The sequence below is a fragment of the Micromonospora sp. bgisy143 genome, assembly GCF_057708145.1.
The window spans coordinates 120,027-139,110 of record NZ_JBYIRN010000018.1 but is presented as its reverse complement, the minus strand read 5'-3'; the positions used below and the strand labels follow the sequence as shown (position 1 = coordinate 139,110).

Annotated in this window: 16 protein-coding genes; 7 read left to right on the top strand and 9 right to left on the bottom strand. The window is 72.8% G+C overall.

Annotated elements, in window-relative coordinates; all coding sequences use genetic code 11:
- Nucleotides 1-74: 74 nt before the first annotated feature.
- The gene (locus AC3EN4_RS21225; RefSeq protein WP_435207474.1) at nt 75-1,310 is read right to left on the bottom strand and encodes a glycosyltransferase family 4 protein; all 1,236 of its coding nucleotides are present in this window, start codon (nt 1,308-1,310) and stop codon (nt 75-77) included.
- A 225-nt stretch (nt 1,311-1,535) separates the two neighbouring features.
- On the opposite strand from AC3EN4_RS21225, the gene AC3EN4_RS21220 reads away from it, so the two are divergent.
- The 3 genes from AC3EN4_RS21220 to AC3EN4_RS21210 are packed head-to-tail and all read left to right on the top strand — an operon-like array spanning nt 1,536 to nt 5,241.
- Nucleotides 1,536-2,480: an NAD-dependent epimerase/dehydratase family protein gene (locus AC3EN4_RS21220; protein WP_422739388.1), complete on the top strand. Its 945-nt coding sequence runs from the start codon at nt 1,536-1,538 to the stop codon at nt 2,478-2,480.
- Nucleotides 2,481-2,489: 9 nt separating this feature from the next.
- Nucleotides 2,490-3,899 (top strand): oligosaccharide flippase family protein, encoded by a 1,410-nt coding sequence (locus tag AC3EN4_RS21215; protein ID WP_435207473.1) that lies wholly within the window; start codon nt 2,490-2,492, stop codon nt 3,897-3,899.
- Nucleotides 3,886-5,241 (top strand): glycosyltransferase family protein, encoded by a 1,356-nt coding sequence (locus AC3EN4_RS21210; protein WP_435207472.1) that lies wholly within the window; start codon nt 3,886-3,888, stop codon nt 5,239-5,241. The genes AC3EN4_RS21215 and AC3EN4_RS21210 overlap by 14 nt, the downstream gene beginning before the upstream one ends.
- An 18-nt stretch (nt 5,242-5,259) precedes the next feature.
- Here AC3EN4_RS21210 and AC3EN4_RS21205 read toward each other — a convergent pair whose 3' ends face one another.
- Complete coding sequence (locus AC3EN4_RS21205) at nt 5,260-6,582, bottom strand: O-antigen ligase family protein (protein ID WP_435207471.1); 1,323 nt, start codon at nt 6,580-6,582, stop codon at nt 5,260-5,262.
- A 325-nt stretch (nt 6,583-6,907) separates the two neighbouring features.
- On the opposite strand from AC3EN4_RS21205, the gene AC3EN4_RS21200 reads away from it, so the two are divergent.
- From AC3EN4_RS21200 to wecB, 3 genes are read left to right on the top strand one after another with little or no spacing between them, the layout of a single operon-like run.
- The gene (locus tag AC3EN4_RS21200; RefSeq protein WP_422739392.1) at nt 6,908-7,948 is read left to right on the top strand and encodes a polysaccharide biosynthesis protein; all 1,041 of its coding nucleotides are present in this window, start codon (nt 6,908-6,910) and stop codon (nt 7,946-7,948) included.
- The gene (locus AC3EN4_RS21195) at nt 7,942-9,066 is read left to right on the top strand and encodes a polysaccharide biosynthesis C-terminal domain-containing protein (protein ID WP_435207470.1); all 1,125 of its coding nucleotides are present in this window, start codon (nt 7,942-7,944) and stop codon (nt 9,064-9,066) included. Before AC3EN4_RS21200 ends, AC3EN4_RS21195 begins: the two co-directional genes overlap by 7 nt.
- 22 nt (nt 9,067-9,088) lie before the next feature.
- The gene (gene wecB, locus AC3EN4_RS21190; RefSeq protein WP_435207469.1) at nt 9,089-10,213 is read left to right on the top strand and encodes a non-hydrolyzing UDP-N-acetylglucosamine 2-epimerase; all 1,125 of its coding nucleotides are present in this window, start codon (nt 9,089-9,091) and stop codon (nt 10,211-10,213) included.
- Nucleotides 10,214-10,273: 60 nt separating this feature from the next.
- Here the strand turns inward: wecB and AC3EN4_RS21185 are convergent, their stop codons facing one another.
- From AC3EN4_RS21185 to AC3EN4_RS21170, 4 genes are read right to left on the bottom strand one after another with little or no spacing between them, the layout of a single operon-like run.
- A complete protein-coding gene (locus tag AC3EN4_RS21185; protein WP_435207468.1) occupies nt 10,274-11,476 on the bottom strand; it encodes a glycosyltransferase in 1,203 nt (400 codons plus the stop codon).
- Nucleotides 11,473-12,120: a NeuD/PglB/VioB family sugar acetyltransferase gene (locus AC3EN4_RS21180; RefSeq protein WP_435207467.1), complete on the bottom strand. Its 648-nt coding sequence runs from the start codon at nt 12,118-12,120 to the stop codon at nt 11,473-11,475. Before AC3EN4_RS21180 ends, AC3EN4_RS21185 begins: the two co-directional genes overlap by 4 nt.
- Complete coding sequence (locus AC3EN4_RS21175) at nt 12,117-12,767, bottom strand: sugar transferase (protein WP_422739397.1); 651 nt, start codon at nt 12,765-12,767, stop codon at nt 12,117-12,119. Before AC3EN4_RS21175 ends, AC3EN4_RS21180 begins: the two co-directional genes overlap by 4 nt.
- Nucleotides 12,764-13,924 carry a DegT/DnrJ/EryC1/StrS family aminotransferase gene (locus AC3EN4_RS21170; RefSeq protein ID WP_435207466.1) on the bottom strand — a complete coding sequence of 387 codons (1,161 nt, stop codon included), beginning with the start codon at nt 13,922-13,924 and terminating at the stop codon, nt 12,764-12,766. The genes AC3EN4_RS21175 and AC3EN4_RS21170 overlap by 4 nt, the downstream gene beginning before the upstream one ends.
- Nucleotides 13,925-14,157: 233 nt before the next feature.
- Between AC3EN4_RS21170 and AC3EN4_RS21165 the strand changes: the two genes are divergently transcribed.
- Nucleotides 14,158-15,114 carry a DUF389 domain-containing protein gene (locus AC3EN4_RS21165; RefSeq protein WP_435207465.1) on the top strand — a complete coding sequence of 319 codons (957 nt, stop codon included), beginning with the start codon at nt 14,158-14,160 and terminating at the stop codon, nt 15,112-15,114.
- Here the strand turns inward: AC3EN4_RS21165 and AC3EN4_RS21160 are convergent.
- From AC3EN4_RS21160 to AC3EN4_RS21150, 3 genes are all read right to left on the bottom strand, one after another.
- Complete coding sequence (locus tag AC3EN4_RS21160) at nt 15,035-15,511, bottom strand: hypothetical protein (RefSeq protein ID WP_435207464.1); 477 nt, start codon at nt 15,509-15,511, stop codon at nt 15,035-15,037. The genes AC3EN4_RS21165 and AC3EN4_RS21160 overlap by 80 nt on opposite strands.
- Nucleotides 15,512-15,533: 22 nt before the next feature.
- The gene (locus tag AC3EN4_RS21155; protein ID WP_435207463.1) at nt 15,534-16,424 is read right to left on the bottom strand and encodes an aminoglycoside phosphotransferase family protein; all 891 of its coding nucleotides are present in this window, start codon (nt 16,422-16,424) and stop codon (nt 15,534-15,536) included.
- 149 nt (nt 16,425-16,573) lie between these two features.
- Nucleotides 16,574-19,012, bottom strand: coding sequence for a Tex family protein (locus tag AC3EN4_RS21150; protein ID WP_435207462.1), 2,439 nt, complete (start codon nt 19,010-19,012; stop codon nt 16,574-16,576).
- Between the last annotated feature and the right edge of the window lie 72 nt (nt 19,013-19,084).

The window sequence follows — 19,084 nt, the reverse complement described above, 5'->3', positions numbered from 1 at the left end:
CTAGGTGGAGATTGAGGGGCGTACCTGCGGTTTAGTCAACATAAGGAGCAAATCGGGCATTGCGCTGATGTCTATCAGCCACGCCCGCGTGCCGCGGCCTTACCGAGCAGGTCCTCGATCTGGTCGACACCGACCCGCAGCGACATCCGGTCCAGGTAGAGCTGTCGACCCCGAGCGCCCATCGCGAGCCGTCGCTCGGCGGACACCTTGTCCGCGGCCACGAACTGGTCGGCCAGCGCCCGCCAGTCGTCCGGCGGGCACACCAGGCCGGCGCCGCCGGCCTCGACCAGCCGGGCGGCGTCACCGTCGGCCGACATCAGCACCGGAACGCCACAGGCGAGCGCGGCCTGCAACTTCGACGGCACCGTCCCGCGCAGCCACGGCAGATCACGCAGCATGACCAACTGGTAGTCGGCGGCGGCGTACAGCTCGGCCATCTCCTCGGCCGGACGGCGGCCCAGGAACCGTACGTTCGAGGCGCCCAGCTCCTCAGCGAGTTTCCGGGCCTGCTCCGCGCCCAGGCCGGTGCCGACGAAGACCAGGTCGACCGCGTCCCGCGCGGCGGCCGCGGCCCGGATCGCCACGTCGACGCCCTGCAACAGCCCCAGGTTGCCGGCGAACATCACCGTGGTCCGCCCACGATGACCGATCGCGGCCCGCGCCGCGTCGGTGCACGGCACAGGCCGGAACAGCGCCTCGTCGGTCCAGTTGAACACCGTGCGCACCGCTCCCGGGTCGACCCCACGCTCGACCACCTGCTCCGCCATCGCGGGTGCGATCACCGCGATTCCGGCGCACGAGTGGTAGATCCGGCGCATCGCGGCCGTGAGAACCCGGTCCAGCACGCGTCCGGCCAGCCCGGCCGGGGCCATTCCCGAGGCCGTCACGGACTCCGGCCACAGATCCTGTACGTGCAGCACCGCCGGTACGCCCCGCAGCAGGCGCAGCAGGCCGGCGGCGGCGTACGAGGTCGGCGGCGGGTGATAGACGTAGAGGGCGTCGACGCCGCGCAGGTGTCGCGGGGCGGCCACCGTGCTGGTGGCCGCGAACGACAGGTAGCTCGCCGCCCGGCGCAACCCGGAACGGTCGTGGCTCGGGTACGCCGGCACCCGCCGCACGCGGACCCCGGCCTCGGTGCTCCGGTGGTTCCAGCGCTGTCGCCAGCCCGGGTAGGTCCGGCCCAGCGGCAGGCTCGGGAAGGTGGTCAGCACGCGCACCTCGTGCCCACGCCGGGCCAGCTCGGTCGCCAGTTGGCCGGGCACGAACGTGCTCTCCGGCGGGTACCACTGACTGATCAGTCCGATTCGCATCTCCGGCGCTCCCGTTCGGCTCGGCCGGGATTCGTACCGGCGTCTGTCCGCGGGGTCAGCTCACCACATCAAACGGGTCACTACCCCCAACTCGCTCATCAGGGCTGACAACGGACGGAACGGATCGGAGGACACGCTCCGCGCCGTGACCTGGGCCGCAAGCGCTCGTTGACCTACTGGCAGCCGGCCGCTCGGCCGCCGCCGACGGGCCGAAGGGGAGACCTCGTGAAGGTAGTGGTGACCGGGGGAGCCGGGTTCATCGGCGCCAACCTGGTACGGGCGCTCGACGACACCCCACAGGTGACCGAGATCGTGGTCGTCGACGACCTGTCCACCGGCCTGCTCGACAACCTGCACGACCAGCCGGTCCGGCTGTGCCGGGGCACCGTGCTCGACCCCGACCTGCTCGACGAGGCGTTCAGCGGCGCGGCCAGCGTGGTGCACCTCGGCGCCCTCGGCTCGGTCCCGCGCTCCATCGACCGGCCGCTGCCCAGTCACCACGCCAACGCCACCGGGACCCTGATGGTGCTGGAGGCCGCTCGCCGTCACCATGTCCAACAGGTGATCCTGTCGTCGTCCTCGTCGGTCTACGGCGCCAACCCGGTGCTGCCCCGGCAGGAAGGGCTCCGCCCGATCCCGGTGTCCCCGTACGCGGTCTCCAAGCTCGCCGCCGAGGCGTACGCGGTCGCCTACGCCTCCTGCTACGACCTGGGCGTGCTGCCGTTCCGGTTCTTCAACGTCTTCGGGCCACGGCAGGCGGCGCACCACGCGTACGCCGCCGTGCTGCCCCGGTTCGTCACCGCCGCTCTCGCCGGAGAGCCGCTGCGGGTGCACGGTGACGGCCGACAGACCCGCGACTTCACCTTCGTCGGCAGTGTCACCTCGGTGATCGTCGACGCCATCGTGCGCAGGGTGTCCACCACCGACGTGGTGAACCTCGCCTTCGGCGCGCGGGTCTCGCTGCTCGACATCATCGCCGAGCTGGAGGACATCATGGGCCGGCCGTTGCCCGTGGTGCACGAGCCACCCCGCCCCGGCGACGTACGCGACTCGCAGGCCGACTGCGGCCGGCTGCGGGAGCTGTTCCCCTCGGTACGACCGGTACCGCTGCGCACCGGCCTGGAGCAGACGGTGTCCTGGATGTCCGATCGCGTGCTCACCGGCCAGTAGGCCGCGCCCATGTCGTCCGGGGTCGCCGAACGGGCCCGGCGAGCCGGCACGTCGGGCGGGCGACACCGCCGTTCGGGGCGTGGCCGCCGACTGGTCGCCGGTGTCACCACGGCTCTGCTCAGTCGGGCCGCGGGGCTGGTCGTTCCGATCGTGCTGGTGCCGGTGACACTGCCGTACTTCGGCAACGACCTGTACGGGCTGTGGATGGCGGTCGCCTCGCTGGCCGGCATGGCGGCCTTCGCCGACCTGGGCCTGGGCAGCGGGTTGATGACGAAGTTGGCCCCCTGTTACGCGTCCGGCGACACCGCCCGCGCCCGCCGGTACATCTCCAGCGCCTACCTGACCCTGACGATCCTGGCGGTCGCGCTCACCGCCGTGCTGTGGTTGACCGCCGACGCCGTACCGTGGCCGGCGCTGTTCAACGTGTCCGGCCAGGTCAGCCCGGAGCAGACCCGGCTCGTCCCGCTGATCTGTCTCACCGCGTTCGCGCTGAACGTGCCGCTGTCCCTGATCGCCCGGGTGCAGTACGCCTACCAGCAGGTCGGTCTCAGCAACGTCTGGCAGACCGGCGGCAGTGTCGCCGCGCTCACCACCATCCTCGCCGTGGTGTGGGCCGGCGGGTCGCCGATCCTGGTGATCGCGGTGTCCGTCGCCGCACCCCTGCTGGTCAATCTGCTCAACACCCTGTGGTTCTTCGGCCGGCAGGAGCCGGGGCTACGGCCGACACCGCGAGACGTCCAGCCCGGAGCCGCCCGTGAGCTGGCCCGGCTGAGCGGGCTCTTCTTCCTGCTGACCGTGGTCATCTCGATCGCCACCAACGCCGACACGCTGATCATCGCCCATGTGCTCGGACTGTCCGCGGTGGCCGGCTACGCGGTGCCGGCGAAGCTGCTCTCCCAGCTCGGCCAGCTCGTCGTCCTGGTCAACGTGCCGCTCTGGCCCGCGAACGGCGAGGCCCTGGCCCAGGGCCACCTGGACTGGGTGCGGCGAACGACCCGCCGGATGACCGTGCTGTCGGTCCTCGCCGCCGGCCTGCCGGCCGCCGCGCTGGTGCTCTTCGGCGACCGGCTCTTCGCCGCCTGGCTGCCGGTGCCCATGGGCGACGACCGCTGGCTGCTCGCCGGACTGGGTCTCTGGTGGCTCGCGCAGGCCGCGCTGTCGCCACGGTTCATGGTGCAGAACGCCAGCGGTGTCATCGTCCCGCAGCTCGTCGGCTGGGGGGCGTTCCTGGCGCTGTCGGCGCTCGGCAAGTGGTACGCCGCCGGCCGGCTCGGTGTCGCCGCCGTGCCCTGGGTGGGCGCCGCCGGGTACGCGGTGACCGTCGTCCCGGCCGCGCTCTACGGATACCACCGGACGCTGCGTCGACACCGTCGTCCGGTCATCGAGGAAGAGGGAGTCGCCACGCATGCTGTCCGCTGAGGAGTACCCCCGTGTCCTGGTGGTGAGCGCCGCCGTCTTCGACCGCTCCACCGGCACCGGCATCACCCTGTCCAACCTGTTCGCCGGTTGGCCCGCCGACCGCCTCTCCCAGCTGTACACGGAGGACGCCACCCCGGGTGCGGAGGTGCGGGGCACGTTCAACCGGTTCGCCCCGCGCAACGCCCCGGTGGAGTACCACCTGTTCCGGCTCCGCCAGCGCACGCGCCGGACGGCCCCGACGGACGCTCCGGCCGACGCGCCGCCAAACCCGGCGCGTGCCCGGCTGCGCTCGCAGTTGCGGGCCTTCGTCGACGTCAGCCCCGTCCGTGTCCCCACCGACGTCCGGAGCTGGCTGCGGGAGCAGCGACCGGACGTGGTGTACGCGACGCTCGGCAGCATCCGGATGATGCGCCTCGCGGTGACCGCCGCCCAGGAGTGCGAGGCGCCGCTGGTGCCGCACTTCATGGACGACTGGCCCAGCACCCTGTACGCCGGCGGGCAGTTGCTCGGCGTTCCCCGGCTGGCGGTTCTCGCCGGGGTGCGGGAGGTGCTGCGGCACTCGTCGTACGGGATGGGGATCAGCGAGGCGATGGCCCGTGAGTTCGAGAGCCGGTACGGGTTGCCCTTCGCCGCGTTCGGCAACTGCGTGTCCCCGGCGGACTTCGCCGACCCCTCGGCCCCGGCGGCCACGCGTCGCGAGGACGGGACGGTCGATCTCGTCTACGTCGGTGGGCTGCACCTCGACCGGTGGCGGTCGCTGCGTCGGATCGGTGAGTCGGTGCAGCGCCTGGCGGGACGGGGAGTCCCGGTCCGGCTGACCGTGCACGCCCCGGCGGCCGACCTCGGACGGTACGGCGGTCGGCTGGCGGGACTGCCGGCTGTCCGGATGGGCGGGTCGCTGCCCGCGAGCGAGGTACCCGGCGCGCTCCGGCAGGCCGACGTGCTGGTGCATGTCGAGGCGTTCGCCGAGGAGCACCGGCGGTACACGCGCTACTCGCTGTCGACGAAGATCCCGCAGTATCTGGCGGCGGGCCGACCGGTGCTCGGGTTCGGTCCCGCCGAACTCGCGTCGATGGCCCACCTCTCGGAGGCGGAGGCGGGCGTGGTCGTCGGCGTCGACGACGATGCCGCCCTGACCGACGCGGTCGGCACGCTCTGCGCCGAAGCCGAGTTGCGGAGTCGGCTGGGTCGGCAGGGGCTGGCGTACGCGCTGCGGCACCACCGTACGGACCGGGTGGCGGCCCGCTTCGCCGAGGTGCTGCGGGAGGCTGCCCACCGCCGGGTCCGGCCACCGGCGCCCCGGGCCGGCGGTGTGTCCCTGCGGGGCGTGGACGCCGGCTGACCGGCGCCCGGCCGACGGTCAGCGGCGCGGGGACGTCCCGACGCTGACCGTCGGCGCCGACGTCGCCCGGCGCAGCAGGGTGCGGGCGTGCCGGGGTGCGACACCCCGGGACCGGGCCGGACCCAGGGCGCGGGGCACCACGGTGAGCAGCCCGAGGACCAGCCAGAAGCCGAGCGCGGTCTCCCACTGACCGGTCAACCAGATCGGCAGCGTGGCGGCGGTGAAGGCGCAGACCAGCAGGAGTGCCGTCCGGCCGGTGCGGGCCGCGGTGACCAGCGCGCCGGCCATCGTGCCGAAGTACAGCAGGACCCCGATCAGCCCCAGGTCGTTGCCGACGGTGAGCAGCAGGTTGTGTGGCCCGATCTCGAACGGGTTGGTGGAGATGAACACGCCGGCACCGGACCCGGTCAGGGGGGACTCCCACCAGGTCGACAGGGCGTACGGCCAGATGGAGAGGCGCCCGGAGATGTCACCGGTGGGGCGGCCGTACAGCCCGTCGAGCCAGAGCATCTCGTTCTGCGGGGTCATCCCGAACGGCACGACCAGCACCGCGCCGGCGGCGATCCCCGCGACGGTCATCCCCGCGAACCGGGGGAGCAGGTACGCGGCGAGGGCGGCGAGCAGTCCGAGCACCATGCCGATGGCGGCCCCGCGGGAACCGGTGAGCAGCACCGCGTACCCGAGCAGCGCGATCAGCGGCAGCGACGCCAGCCGCACCGCTCGCCGGTGCGCGCCGGCCAGCGCGAGGACCAGGGCGAGCACCACCCCGACGACAAGGGTGTAGGCGGTGAGGTTCACCTCGCGGCCGTCGACGCCGTAACGGTGTGCGAAGAGCAGCACGTCGCCCTGGGAGCGGGCGCCGGTGGCCACCTCGACGGCCACGATGGCGCAGCCGGCCAGGTACGCCCAACCGACCAGCAGGAGGTCCCGCCGGCCCCGGACGACGTGCCGGCAGGCCACCAGGAGCAGGCCGACCGAGATGTAGCGGTACGCGCCGGGCAGGGCGAGATCGGTACGGCTGCTCCACAGTGGGCTGACGGCGGCCCAGAACACGAGCAGCAGCGCGAGCGTGTCGACGGCGCGCAGCCGGGGCAGGCGGCCGCTCAACCCGATGGCCAGCAGCGCCAGCGGAGCCGCGTAGTTGAACGACCACCAGGGCGGACGCGCGGCCACGAAGGCGACCGCGCAGAGCAGCAGGACGGCGGGGAGACTCCCGGTGGGGCCGGAGGGCCGGGCTCCGGGACGCGCGGTGGTCGGTCGGCGACGGCGCGGCGGCGGTATCACCCGGTCGGTCGCCCGGACGTGCAGGCGCGGGCCGGTCCGCGGCGGTGCCGCGGTCACCGATCGAGCCCGGGGTACGCGTTCGGCCCGCGGCCGGCGGAGAGAGGGAGCGGCACGGAACCGTTTTATCAGCTACAGAACGGTGAAGTGGCGAATTCACCCGACAAAAACGGACCTTTCTGCCGCGATTTTGCACCTCCTACCCCTTGTTTGGGGTGTTTGGGCCAAACGCGTATCCGGGCCTTCCGGCCCTTCGTTGACCTGGGTGCCGTAACCAGGTGGGGCTTCGTCTGGCCGGGGGACCGGCGCCCGTGTGACAGCGCGCAGCGCTGCACCCGGGCTGGCGGGTGGCAACCGCCCGTCAGAGGCTGAAACGGGAGAAGCAATGAGCGCAATGACCGCGGGTCGTCGGGTGCTGATCACCGGCGGGACCGGATCCTTTGGACAGACCATGGCCCGCCGCCTGCTCGACCGGGACGTCGCCGAGGTGCGGATCCTCAGTCGGGACGAGGCGAAGCAGGAGGCCATGCGCCGCTCGCTCGGCGACGAACGGGTGCGCTACCACGTCGGTGACGTCCGGGACGTCGACACCGTGCTGCGGGCCACCCGCGGCGTCGACTTCGTCTTCCACGCGGCGGCGCTCAAGCAGGTGCCCTCCTGCGAGTTCTTCCCGCTCGAAGCGGTGCGTACCAACATCCTCGGCAGCGGCAACGTGGTCGAGGCCGCCGCGCACAACGGGGTCAGCTCGGTGGTCGTGCTCAGCACCGACAAGGCCGTGTACCCGGTCAACGCCATGGGCATGAGCAAGGCGCTGATGGAGAAGGTCGCCCAGGCGTACGCCCGCAACAACCCGAACAGCTCCACCACCGTCTCCTGCGTGCGCTACGGCAACGTGATGTACTCGCGCGGCTCGGTGATCCCGCTCTTCGTCGAACAGATCAAGGCGGGCCGGGCGCTCACCGTCACCGACCCCATGATGACCCGGTTCCTCATGTCGCTCGCCGACTCGGTCGACCTGGTCGAGCACGCGTTCCACCACGCACACCCCGGCGACGTGTTCATCCGCAAGGCCGCCGCCTGCACCATCAGCGACCTCGCCGAGGCGGTCTGCCAGCTCTTCGACGTGCCGTTCAAGCTGGAGGTCATCGGCGTACGGCACAGCGAGAAGTGGCACGAGACCCTCGCCAGCCGGGAGGAGTTGGCCCAGGCCGAGGACTTCGGCGACTTCTTCCGGGTGCCGCTGGACGCCCGCGACCTCAACTACGCGCTCTACGTCTCCGAGGGGGAGCTGGGCGAGGTGCCCCGCGAGGACTTCAACTCGGCCAACGCGCGGCGACTCGGCGTACCCGAGGTGGTCGAGCTGCTCAAGACGCTGCCGGAGATCCGGGCGGAGCTGGCGCTGCGCGACCCGGTGCTGGCGTGCTGAGCCTCGCCGTCACCGGCGCCGGCGGTTTCCTCGGCTGGCACGTGCGGGTCCTGCTGCACGCGCTCGGCTGGCCCGAGCCGACCGTCGTGAGCCGCGCCGACCTCACCGACCCGGCGGTGGTGGCCGGCAAGCTCGCCGGCGTGGACCGGGTCCTGCACCTGGCCGGGGTCAACCGCGGTGAGCCCGCCGACGTGGCCGCCGGCAACGTGCAGCTCGCCGCCCAGCTCGCCGCCGGCCTGCGGGCCTGCCCGGAGCCGCCCGCGCAGGTCGTCTTCGCCAACTCGGTGCAGGCCGGCAACGGCACCCCGTACGGCGACGCCAAGGCCACCGCCGCCGGCATCCTCGCCGACACCGGCGTGCCGCTTGACGATCTGCTGCTGCCCAACCTGTACGGGGAGCACGGCCGACCCTTCTACAACTCGGCGGTCGCCACGTTCTGCCGACTGCTCGCCGACGGCGGACAGCCGGAGGTGCACGGCGACCGGGAGCTGGACCTGGTGCACGTCACCGACGCGGCGGCCCGGCTGGCCGGCGTCCCGGCCGGCGGCTCCTGGGACCCGGACCTGCCGGCGCTGCGGATCGGCGTCCGTGACCTGGCCGACCAGCTCACCAGCTACGCCGGCAGCTACCGCACCGGAGAGATCCCGCCGCTGCGCGACCGGCACGACGTGCGGCTGTTCAACACCTACCGCTCGCACTGCTTCCCGGCGCACTACCCGCTGGCCCTTCCCGTCCGGGCCGACGCCCGGGGTGCGCTGGTCGAGACGGTCAAGACGCACGGGGGAGCGGGGCAGACGTTCTGCTCGACCACCCGACCCGGCATCACCCGGGGCGAGCACTTCCACCTGGCCAAGGTGGAGCGGTTCGTGGTGCTGCGCGGTACCGCCGAGATCAGCCTGCGTCGCGTCGGCGACACCGACATCGTCCGGTTCCCGGTCAGCGGCGACGAGCCGGTCGTGATCGACATGCCGACCATGTGGGCGCACAACATCACCAACACCGGTCCGGACGAGCTGCTCACCCTCTTCTGGACCAACGAGTTGTTCGACCCGGAACGGCCCGACACGTGGCCGGAACCGGTCGGTGAGGTGCACCGGGTGCCGGCCGGCGTCCGGTGACAGACCTGCGGAGGGAGAGCACATGACCCGGGTGATGACCGTCGTCGGCACCCGTCCCGAGATCATCCGACTGTCCCGGGTGCTCAGCCGGCTCGACGACACCGTCGACCACACGCTGGTGCACACCGGGCAGAACTGGGACACCACCCTCTCCGACGTGTTCTTCACCGAGCTGCGCCTGCGGGAGCCCGACCGGTTCCTGCGGGTCGACACCTCGTCGCTGGGTCGGGTGCTCGGCGGGGTCCTGGTGGGCATGGAGGCGGCGATCGCCGAGGTACGGCCGGACGCCCTGCTCGTCCTCGGCGACACCAACAGCTGCATCGCGGCGCTGATGGCCCGCCGGATGCGGGTGCCGGTCTACCACATGGAGGCCGGCAACCGGTGCTTCGACCTGAACGTGCCGGAGGAGACCAACCGGCGCCTGGTCGACCATGTGGCCGATTTCAACCTCGTCTACACCGAGCACGCCCGGCGTAACCTGCTCGCCGAGGGCCTGCACCCGCGCCGGATCCTGCACACCGGCTCACCGATGCGCGAGGTGCTGGAGCACTACCGGGCGCCGATCGCCAGCTCCACCATCCTGCGCCAGCTCGAACTGGACCAGGGCGGCTACTTCCTGGTCAGCGCGCACCGGGAGGAGAACGTGGACCGGCCCGAGCGGCTCCAGCGGCTGCTGGACTGCCTCGTCGCGGTCCGCGACAGGTGGGGTCTGCCGGTGCTGGTCTCCACCCACCCGCGCACCCGCAAGCGGCTGGAGGCGCTGGCGCCGGACGCCACCGCGCTGGACGGCATCGCCTTCCACGAACCGTTCGGCCTGCTCGACTACGTGCACCTGCAGACCCGGGCCTACTGCACCCTGTCGGACAGCGGCACGATCAGCGAGGAGGCCGCCATCCTCGGCTTTCCGGCGGTGACCCTGCGCGAGTCGATCGAACGCCCCGAGGCGCTCGACGCGGGCGGCATCATCATGACCGGCCTCGACCCGCAGGGCGTCGTCGAGGCCGTCGAGGTGACGGTGGCGCAGGTCGCCGCGCAGGGGGTGCCGTGCCCGGTCGACTACCAGGTGCCGGACACCTCCCGACGGGTGGTCGACTTCATCCTCTCCACCGTGCGGCGGCACCACGACTGGGCGGGTATCCGCCACTGAGCCGCCAGCGCGGGCGGTCGGTGGTCCGGCGGGACCGGCCACCGGCCGCCCGCGTCGTGCTCACCGACGACGGGTCGCCACGTCCTCCACGATGTCGGCCACCTCGGCCGCCGCCCGCAGATCGTCGAACGAGGCCAGTACGTGCTGACGCGCGAGCCGTCCGCGCAGGGTGAGCGTCCCGGCCCGCCAACCCTTGTACGCCGCCTCGAGCGCGTCCACCAGGCCGGTCGGATCACCGGGCGGCACCACCCAGCCGGAACGGTCGGTGACCGCCTCGGGCAGCCCACCGGCCGCACTGACGATGCTCGGCACCCCCATCGAACCGGCCTCGACCGCCGCGCCCGGACTGTCGCAGAGCGACGGCGACACGCTCACGTCGGCCGCGGCGTAGCAGGGCCGCACGTCCGGAACCGACTCCACCCAGGTCGTCCCGGGATCGTCGGTCACCCCGAAGCGCTCGCCGAGTTGCCGCCGGTAGCTTTCCCCGGCGGCCGTCCAGCCGCCCCCGACGAGCAGCAGATGCGCGTCCGGATGCCGGCGACGGAAGGTACGCCACGCGGCCAGCAGCACCTCGTGCCCCTTCACCCCCCGACCCGAGTGGACCAGCCGCTTGGGTGGGTAGACGTAGGAGACCATCACCGCGAGGAACGCGCCCTGGTCGATGCCCAGCTCGGCGCGGACCTTCGCCCGCTGGTCCCCACGGGTGGTGTCCGGACTGAACGCGTCGGTGTCCACGCCGTACACCGCGACCGGCCGCCGCTGCGGCGGGCAACCCAGCTCGCCGTAGCGGGCGGAGGCGTAGCGGCAGCCGCAGATCACCACGTCGTCGAGTCGCCACATGAACCGCTCCACGGACCGCACCAGGCGGGACTCCAGGTACGCCGGGCCGGCCACCATGTGCACCCGACGCACCGGCAGTCCCAGGGTGGCCAGCCGCACCGCGTACGCCGAGGCGATCAGGTGGTACTGCACGACATCGGGGCGCAGCCGCCGCAGCAGCCTGCGCAGCCGCACCAGGCAGACCGGCGCGTACGGACCCAGCGTGAAGTCGTACGGGGAGGCGATCACCTCGAAGCCCCGCCGGGCCAACTCGTCGGTGAGCTGCCCGTTGCCGGCCGGCAGCACGACTGTCACCTCGTGGCCCCGATGGCGCAGCTCCTCGACCTGGGGCAGCAACCACAACCCGCCCGCGTTCGTCTTCACCAGCACCACGACGCGCAGGGGACGCACGCCGAGCGGGTGAGCCACGCCCGGACCGCTCACCGGGCCGGTACTCCCTTGACCACCGTGCCGGCCGGCACGTCCCGGACCACGCACGCTCCCGCGCCGACGATTGCGCCGGCGCCCACCCGCAGCTTCTGCAACACCACCGCCCCGGCGCCGATCAGCACCCCGTCACCCAACCGGCAGTCGCCCGACACCGCGCCCAGCGGGTTGACCGAGACGTGGTCCCCCAGCTCGCAGTCGTGTGCCACGGTGCTGTTCTGGTTGAGGTGTACGTGGCGGCCGAGCGTGACGTTTGTCGTCACCCGGGCGCCGGCGAACGCGATCAGGCCCTCGCCGTGGACGACGTCCGGGCCGAGGGTGGCGTCCGGGTGTACCAGCACAGCGGCCGGCAGCCCGTACCCGGCCAGCCGGCCGTCCACTTCCCGGCGGGCGTCCGGGTCGCCGATGCCCAGCGCAAGGTACGTGCCGGCGGGCTGGTCGCCGAGACGGTTGCTGACACCCAGGTACGGCACGTCGAGCTGGTGCACCCGCTTCAGGTTGACCTCGCTCGGGCGGTCGTCGACGAAGCCCCGTACGCGCCACACCGGCCCGTCGGCGGCGGCCGCGTTGACGGCCCGGACGATGCCCAGCACCTCCCGGCCGTGCCCGCCGCAGCCGACGATGACGAGGTCCAGGCTCACGGGTGGGCCTCTGCCGTCGCCGGCGCGGCCACAGCCAGCTCCGGTGGGCCAAGGTACTCGTGCGCCGTGGCCGCACCCGCCGCGGTGATGCCCTCGCGGCGCAGCACGGTGCGGACCGTCCGCAACAGGATGCGCAGGTCCAGTCCGAGTGAGCGCTGCCGCACGTACCGCACGTCGAGGTCGAAGCGCTCCTCCCAGCTCAGCGCGTTGCGTCCGTACACCTGTTGCAGGCCGGTGATGCCGGGCCGGACGTCGTGGCGGCGGAACTGCTCGGGGGTGTACCGGCCGAGGTACACGGGCAGCAGCGGGCGCGGCCCGACCAGGCTCATCTCGCCGCGCAGGACATTCCACAGTTGCGGCAGCTCGTCGAGGCTGGTGGTGCGCAGCCAGCGGCCGAACGGGGTGAGCCGGGCGGCGTCGTTGGCCGGTGCGCCCTCCTCGCCGCCGACGGTCATCGACCGGAACTTGACCAGCTCGAACAGGCGTCCGTGCCGGCCCGGTCGGGCCTGCCGGAACAGCACCGGGCGGCCCATCGTGACCAGGACGGCGAGCGCCACGGCGGCGAGCACCGGCGTGGCCACCAGCAGCGCGACGGCGGCCACGAGCACGTCCAGGATCCGCTTCACCGTGTCGTAGCGGCGGCTCATCGGCGGCCCTCGAGGAACTCCACGATCCCGTCGAGGACCCGGTCGACCTGCTCGTCGGTGAGGGCGGAGCCGCTGGGCAGGGAGAGGCTGCTGGCGAAGAGATCGTCGGCGACGCCGGTGAGGGCGACCTGCCGGTCGGCGTACACCGGTTGGCGGTGCATCGGTTTCCACATCGGCCGGGTCTCCACGCCGCGGGTGGCGAGGTGCCGGCCGAGGTCTTCGGCGTGCCAGCCGGCGCGCTCGGCCTCGACCACGACGGAGGTCAGCCAGCAGTTCGAGCCGGCGTCGCCGGCCCCGAGGATGCGGGTGCCCGGCACCGCCGAGAAGAGGCGTTCGTACCGGTCGCGCAGCGTGCGCCGGCGGGCGATCATCGCGTCCAGCCGGCCGAGCTGCGCCCGGCCCAGCGCGGCCAGCAGCGTGCTGAGCCGGTAGTTGTAGCCGACGTCGCGGTGCTCGTAGTGCGGCACCGGCTCGCGGGCCTGGGTGGCGAGGTGGCGGGCGCGCGCGACGAGTCCGGCGTCGTCGGACACCAGCATGCCGCCGGCCGAGGTGGTCATGATCTTGTTGTGGCTGAACGAGTAGATGCCGACCCGGCCGAACGTGCCGGCGCTCCGCCCCCGGTAGGTGGAGCCGAGCGCCTGCGCGGCGTCCTCCACCACCGGGACGCCGGTGGCCGCGCAGAGCGGCAGCAGCCGGTCGTAGTCGGCGCAGCGCCCGTTGATGTCGACGGCCAGCACGGCGGCGACCCGCCGGCCGGCGTCGGCGAGCCGGCCGAGGAGGTCGGAGAGCAGGTCGACGTCGAGGTTGCCGGTGGCCGCCTCGCAGTCCACGAAGACCGGTTCGGCGCCGGTGTAGATCACCGCGTTGGCGGTGGCGGCGAAGGTGAGCGTGGGTACCACCACCACGCTCCCCGGGCCGGCTCCCACGGCGAGCAACGCCATGTGCAACGCGGCCGTACCGGAGGAGAGGCCCAGGGCGTACCCGACCCCGACCCGTGCCGCGACCTCCCGCTCGAACGCGCCCAACTCCGGCCCCTCGGGGTCGAAACGGCCGCCTCGGATCGCGCGCAGAAGACAGGCCTCTTCCAGCTCACCGATGTCCGGTGGGGACAGGTAAACCGGATCGGTCACTGCCGGGCCGCCGCTGCGCGGCGCCACGGGCGAACGGTGCTGGATCAGGTCCACGGACGATGCCTCCGATCGGACGTGACAAAAGACCAGATTGGTTGTAACAGGGTCTATGAGGGCGTGTGAGTGGTTTCGGCAAATCCGCGTCGATTGGGCTTGTCCGCCCCTGCCGTCCGGGTCGCCGTGCCGCATCGGCCGGCCATGACTCGGCCGACTACAGTGCTGCCGGTCGCACCGCGCGTCACCGACACCTGGGAGAACGAGTGCTGCACCTGAGGGTGATCGCCCCGGCGGACCGATCCGCGGCGGTCGTCGACCTGCTGGCCGGCGAGGCGGGCGTGACGCACCTGGCCGTGCTGCCGGGCGCGGCCCGCCAACCGCAGGGCGACCTGATCCTCTGCGACGTGGTCCGGGAGAGCGCCGACGGCGTGCTGCACGGTCTGCGGCAGCTCGGGGTCGAGACGAGCGGCGGCATCGCCGCCGACGATGTCGAACTGACCATCTCCGCGTCGGCCGACCAGGCCGCGGTGGAGGCTCCTGGCAGTGGCGCCGACGCGGTCGTGTGGGACGAGATCGCGGCGAAGACCGGTGAGCAGACCGAGCTGTCCGGCACCTACCTGGTGTTGATCGTCGTGGCCACCATGATCGCCGGTATCGGTGTGCTGCTGGACCAACCGATCCTCATCGTCGGCGCGATGGTGGTCGGTCCGGAGTTCGGCCCGCTCGCCGCGCTCTGCGTGGCGCTGCTGCGTCGTCGCTTCGACGTGATCGGCCGTTCGGTCCTGGCCCTGAGCGTCGGCTTTCTCGCGGCCATGGCGGTCACCGTGCTGAGCACCTGGGCGCTGACCGCCGCCGACCTGGTCAGTCGGGAGATGCTGCTCGCCCCACGCCCGCTCACCGACTTCATCTGGCGGCCCGACGCGCTGTCCTGGGTGGTCGGCCTGCTCGCCGGTGTGGCCGGCATGCTCTCTCTGACCTCGAAGAAGTCGGGCAGCCTGGTCGGGGTGCTGATCTCGGTGACCACCGTGCCGGCCGCGGCGAACGTCGCGGTGGCCGCCGCCTACGGGGTGTGGGACGAGGCCGCCGGCTCCGCCCTCCAACTGGTCATCAACGTGGCCGCGATCGTGCTCGCCGGACTGCTCACTCTCCTGGTGCAGCAGGCGTGGTGGTGGAACCTGGCGCGGCGGACCCGCCGGGCGCGTCGTCCAGCAGCCGGCTGAGCAGCGTCCGCAACGGGATGGACTCGCCGTCGCGGCCGCCCGCCCCGACGACGAGTGGCGCCGGGCTGGGCTGCGGGTCGACGCCGAACAGCCGGGCCCGCAGGCCGCCCGGGACGGTCAGCAGATGGAACCGGCCGGCCACGTCCACCGCCCGGGTGCCGGCCCGGTCGAGGTACCAGCCGGTGAGCCGGGTCCGGTAACGCCCGCGTCCGTCGTAACCCCGGGCCACCAGGCGCGTGGTGGGCAGCCCTCGCCGGGTCGCCTCCGCCACGAACCAGGCCACCAGCTCCGCCGCCTCGGCCTGCTCGGCGGCACGCCGCCGCGCGTCCGCGTCCGCGTGCGCCCGCACCGCCTGCCGCTGCCGCTCCCGCCACTGGAGGCCGTCGTCCTCACCCACGAGCCGACGGTACGCGACCGGCTCAGTCGAGGACGGCCCGCAGGGTACGCCGGGCGCTGTCGGCCATCACCGGGTTCGTCTCGACGTAGTACGGCAGCGCGTTGATCGCCTGCACCAGGGCCCAGCCGCGCCCGCGTTCCCAGGTGGAGTCGTCCACCCCCAGCGCTCGCCGGTACGTCTGGCGCGAGCCGGCGTCGAAGAGGTGCCACGCCGGTACCAGGTCCACCGCCGGGTCGCCCACGCCCACCGTGCCCAGGTCGATGACGGCGACCAGCCGACCGTCGCGGACCAGCAGGTTGCCCGGCATCAGGTCGGCGTGGATCCACACGTCGGCGCGATCGTGCCGGGGCGCCTCCCGGCACCGGTCCCACACGGTGGCGAGTCGGGCGGTGTCGGTAAGCCCGGCGCTGGCCGCGAGCGCGGCCCGCACACCGGCATCGTGGTCGGCCAGCGGTCCACCTCGACCGGACCCCGCCCAGGACCGGCCGCCGGTGTCGATGCCGCGCAGGGCGGTGACCACCTCGGCCAGGTCGCGGGCGAAGGTGTCCAGGTCGGCGATTCGGTCCGGCTCGGCCGTCTCCCCGGGAATGAATCGGTACGCCGCCCACGGCCCGGCGTACCCCTCACCCGGCTCGCCGATACCGAGCGGTTCGGGCACCGCGACCGGCAGGTGCGCGCCGAGCAGCACGGCGTACTCCTGCTCCCGCCGCAGCTCGGCGCGGAGCTCCGGGTCGGCGCAAGGCCGCAGCGGAAACCGCAGGACGATCTCCGTACCGAGCCGGAACAGGGCGTTCACCGTGCCGGTCGAGGACAGCGGTCGCACCGGCAGCGCCCGCCACCGGGGAAACTGCTCGGCCACCAGCGCGGTGACCACGTCCACGCTCACGTCCACCTGATCGGCATGCATCCGCATCGCGAGATCATCACTCCGGTTCCGCCGGCACGCGAACGGATTTCCGTTCGTCTCCCGCCGACGGAGCCTGTAGAGCTGCCCCAGAAATGGGGCAACTCTACAGCGCCCGCCGAGGGCCTGGTGTGTATGCGATCACGCCGGTAGGCGGATCAGGCCAGGCCGGCGCGGCGCAGGGCTTCCGCCATCGCGTCATTGGCCGGCGCCGGCGCGCCCTGCCGCTGCTGGCCGCCGCGACCGCCCTGCCCACCACGACCGCCCTGCCCACCACGACCGCCCTGGCCGCTGCGACCGCCCTGCCCGCCGCTGCCGCCCTGCCCGCCGCTGCCGCGACCGCCCTGCGGGCCGCGTTGGGCCGGGCCGCCGCGTCCCTCCTGGCTGGTCCGACCACCACCGGTGGCGGTGGGGCCGTCGTCCAGGCGCAGGGTCAGGGAGATCCGCTTGCGGGGTACGTCCACGTCGAGCACCCGGACCTTGACCACGTCGCCGGACTTGACCACCTCGCGGGGGTCCTTCACGAAGGTCCGGGACATCGCCGACACGTGCACCAGGCCGTCCTGGTGCACCCCGACGTCGACGAACGCGCCGAACGCGGCCACGTTGGTGACCACGCCTTCCAGCACCATCCCCGGCGTCAGGTCGCTGATCTTCTCCACGCCCTCGACGAAGGTGGCGGTACGGAACTCCGGCCGTGGGTCACGGCCCGGCTTCTCCAACTCGGCCAGGATGTCGGTGACGGTGGGCAGGCCGAACCGGTCGTCGACGAAGTCGGTGGCCCGCAGCCCGCGCAGGATCGCGCTCTTGCCGATCACCGCGCGCAGGTCCTGGCCGGTGCTGGCGAGGATGCGCCGCACCACCGGGTACGCCTCGGGGTGCACGCTTGACGAGTCCAGCGGGTCGTCCCCGTCGGGGATGCGCAGGAAGCCGGCGCACTGTTCGAACGCCTTCGGCCCGAGCCGGGCCACCTTCTTCAGCTCGGTCCGTGACCGGAACGGCCCGTTGGCGTCCCGGTGCAGCACGATGTTCTCGGCCAGCCCGGCCCCGATCCCGGAGACCCGGGTCAACAGCGGCGCGGAGGCGGTGTTGACGTCCACGCCGACCGCGTTGACGCAGTCCTCCACGACGGCGTCCAACGACCGGGAGAGCTTCACCTCGGACAGGTCGTGCTGGTACTGGCCGACCCCGATCGAGCGCGGGTCGATCTTCACCAGCTCGGCGAGGGGGTCCTGGAGACGGCGGGCGATGGAGACCGCGCCGCGCAGCGACACGTCCATTCCGGGCAGCTCCTGGGCCGCGTACGCGGACGCGGAGTAGACCGACGCGCCGGCCTCGGAGACCATCACCTTGGTCAGGTTGAGCTGCGGGTGCCGCTTGATCAGGTCGGCGGCCAGCTTGTCGGTCTCACGGGAGGCGGTGCCGTTGCCGATCGCGACCAGCTCCACGCCGTGCGCGCCGGCCAGCCGCGCGAGGGTCTCGATCGACGCGTCCCACTGCCGACGGGGCTCGTGCGGGTAGATGGTGTCGGTGGCGACCACCTTGCCGGTGGCGTCGACCACGGCCACCTTGACCCCGGTCCGCAGACCCGGGTCCAGGCCCATCGTGGGCCGGGTACCGGCCGGCGCGGCCAGCAGCAGGTCACGCAGGTTGGTGGCGAAGACCCGGACGGCCTCCTCCTCGGCCGCCTGCCACAGCCGCATCCGCAGGTCCGCGCCGAGGTGGATGAGGACCCGGGTACGCCACGCCCAGCGGACCGTGTCGGCCAGCCAGCGGTCGGCCGGACGGCCGGCGTCGGACACCCCGAACCGGCCGGCGATCATCGCCTCGTACCGGCTGGGGCCGGTCGGTACGGCGTCGGCCTCGCCCGCCTCGTCCGGCTCCATGGTGAGGTCGAGCACGCCCTCCTTCTCGCCCCGGAACATGGCCAGGATCCGGTGCGAGGGCAGCTTCGGGTACGGCTCGGAGAAGTCGAAGTAGTCGGCGAACTTCGCGCCGGCCGTCTCCTGCCCCTCGCGTACCCGGGACACCAGCCGGCCCCGCGACCACATCTGCTCGCGCAGCGTGCCGATCAGGTCGGCGTCCTCGGCGAAGGTCTCGATGAGGATGGCCCGCGCGCCCTCCAGCGCGGCGGCGGCGTCCGCGACGCCCTTCCCCGCGTCGACGTACCCGGCGGCCGTGGCCCGCGGGTCCTGGCTCGGGTCGGCCAGCAGCGTCTCGGCCAGCGGCGCGAGACCGGCCTCGCGGGCGATCTGCGCCCGGGTCCGCCGCTTCGGCTTGTACGGCAGGTAGATGTCCTCCAGCCGCGACTTCGAGTCGGCGGCCATGATCTGCGCTTCCAGGGCCTCGTCCAGCTTGCCCTGGCCGCGGATCGACTCCAGCACGGCGGCCCGCCGCTCGTCCAGCTCCCGCAGGTAGCGCAGGCGCTCCTCCAGGGTGCGCAGCTGGGTGTCGTCGAGCAGGCCGGTGGCCTCCTTGCGGTAGCGGGCGATGAACGGCACGGTGGCGCCGCCGTCGAGCAGCTCCACGGCCGCCCGCACCTGACGCTCGGCCACGCCGAGTTCGTCGGCGATCCGCTGATGAACAGACTGGGTCACGATCTCGATCCGCCTTCGGAAAGTGGGGTACCGCTGCATTGTGCCGGGCGTCCCCGGCCACTGTCGCCGCAC

Bases quoted from the DNA above. Each gene is read 5' to 3' on its own strand.
- AC3EN4_RS21155 (WP_435207463.1), bottom strand. From the start codon at position 16,424: ATGCGGATGCATGCCGATCAGGTGGACGTGAGCGTGGACGTGGTCACC.
- AC3EN4_RS21175 (WP_422739397.1), bottom strand. From the start codon at position 12,767: ATGAGCCGCCGCTACGACACGGTGAAGCGGATCCTGGACGTGCTCGTG.
- AC3EN4_RS21210 (WP_435207472.1), top strand. From the start codon at position 3,886: ATGCTGTCCGCTGAGGAGTACCCCCGTGTCCTGGTGGTGAGCGCCGCC.
- AC3EN4_RS21215 (WP_435207473.1), top strand. From the start codon at position 2,490: ATGTCGTCCGGGGTCGCCGAACGGGCCCGGCGAGCCGGCACGTCGGGC.
- wecB (WP_435207469.1), top strand. From the start codon at position 9,089: ATGACCCGGGTGATGACCGTCGTCGGCACCCGTCCCGAGATCATCCGA.
- AC3EN4_RS21200 (WP_422739392.1), top strand. From the start codon at position 6,908: ATGAGCGCAATGACCGCGGGTCGTCGGGTGCTGATCACCGGCGGGACC.
- AC3EN4_RS21225 (WP_435207474.1), bottom strand. From the start codon at position 1,310: ATGCGAATCGGACTGATCAGTCAGTGGTACCCGCCGGAGAGCACGTTC.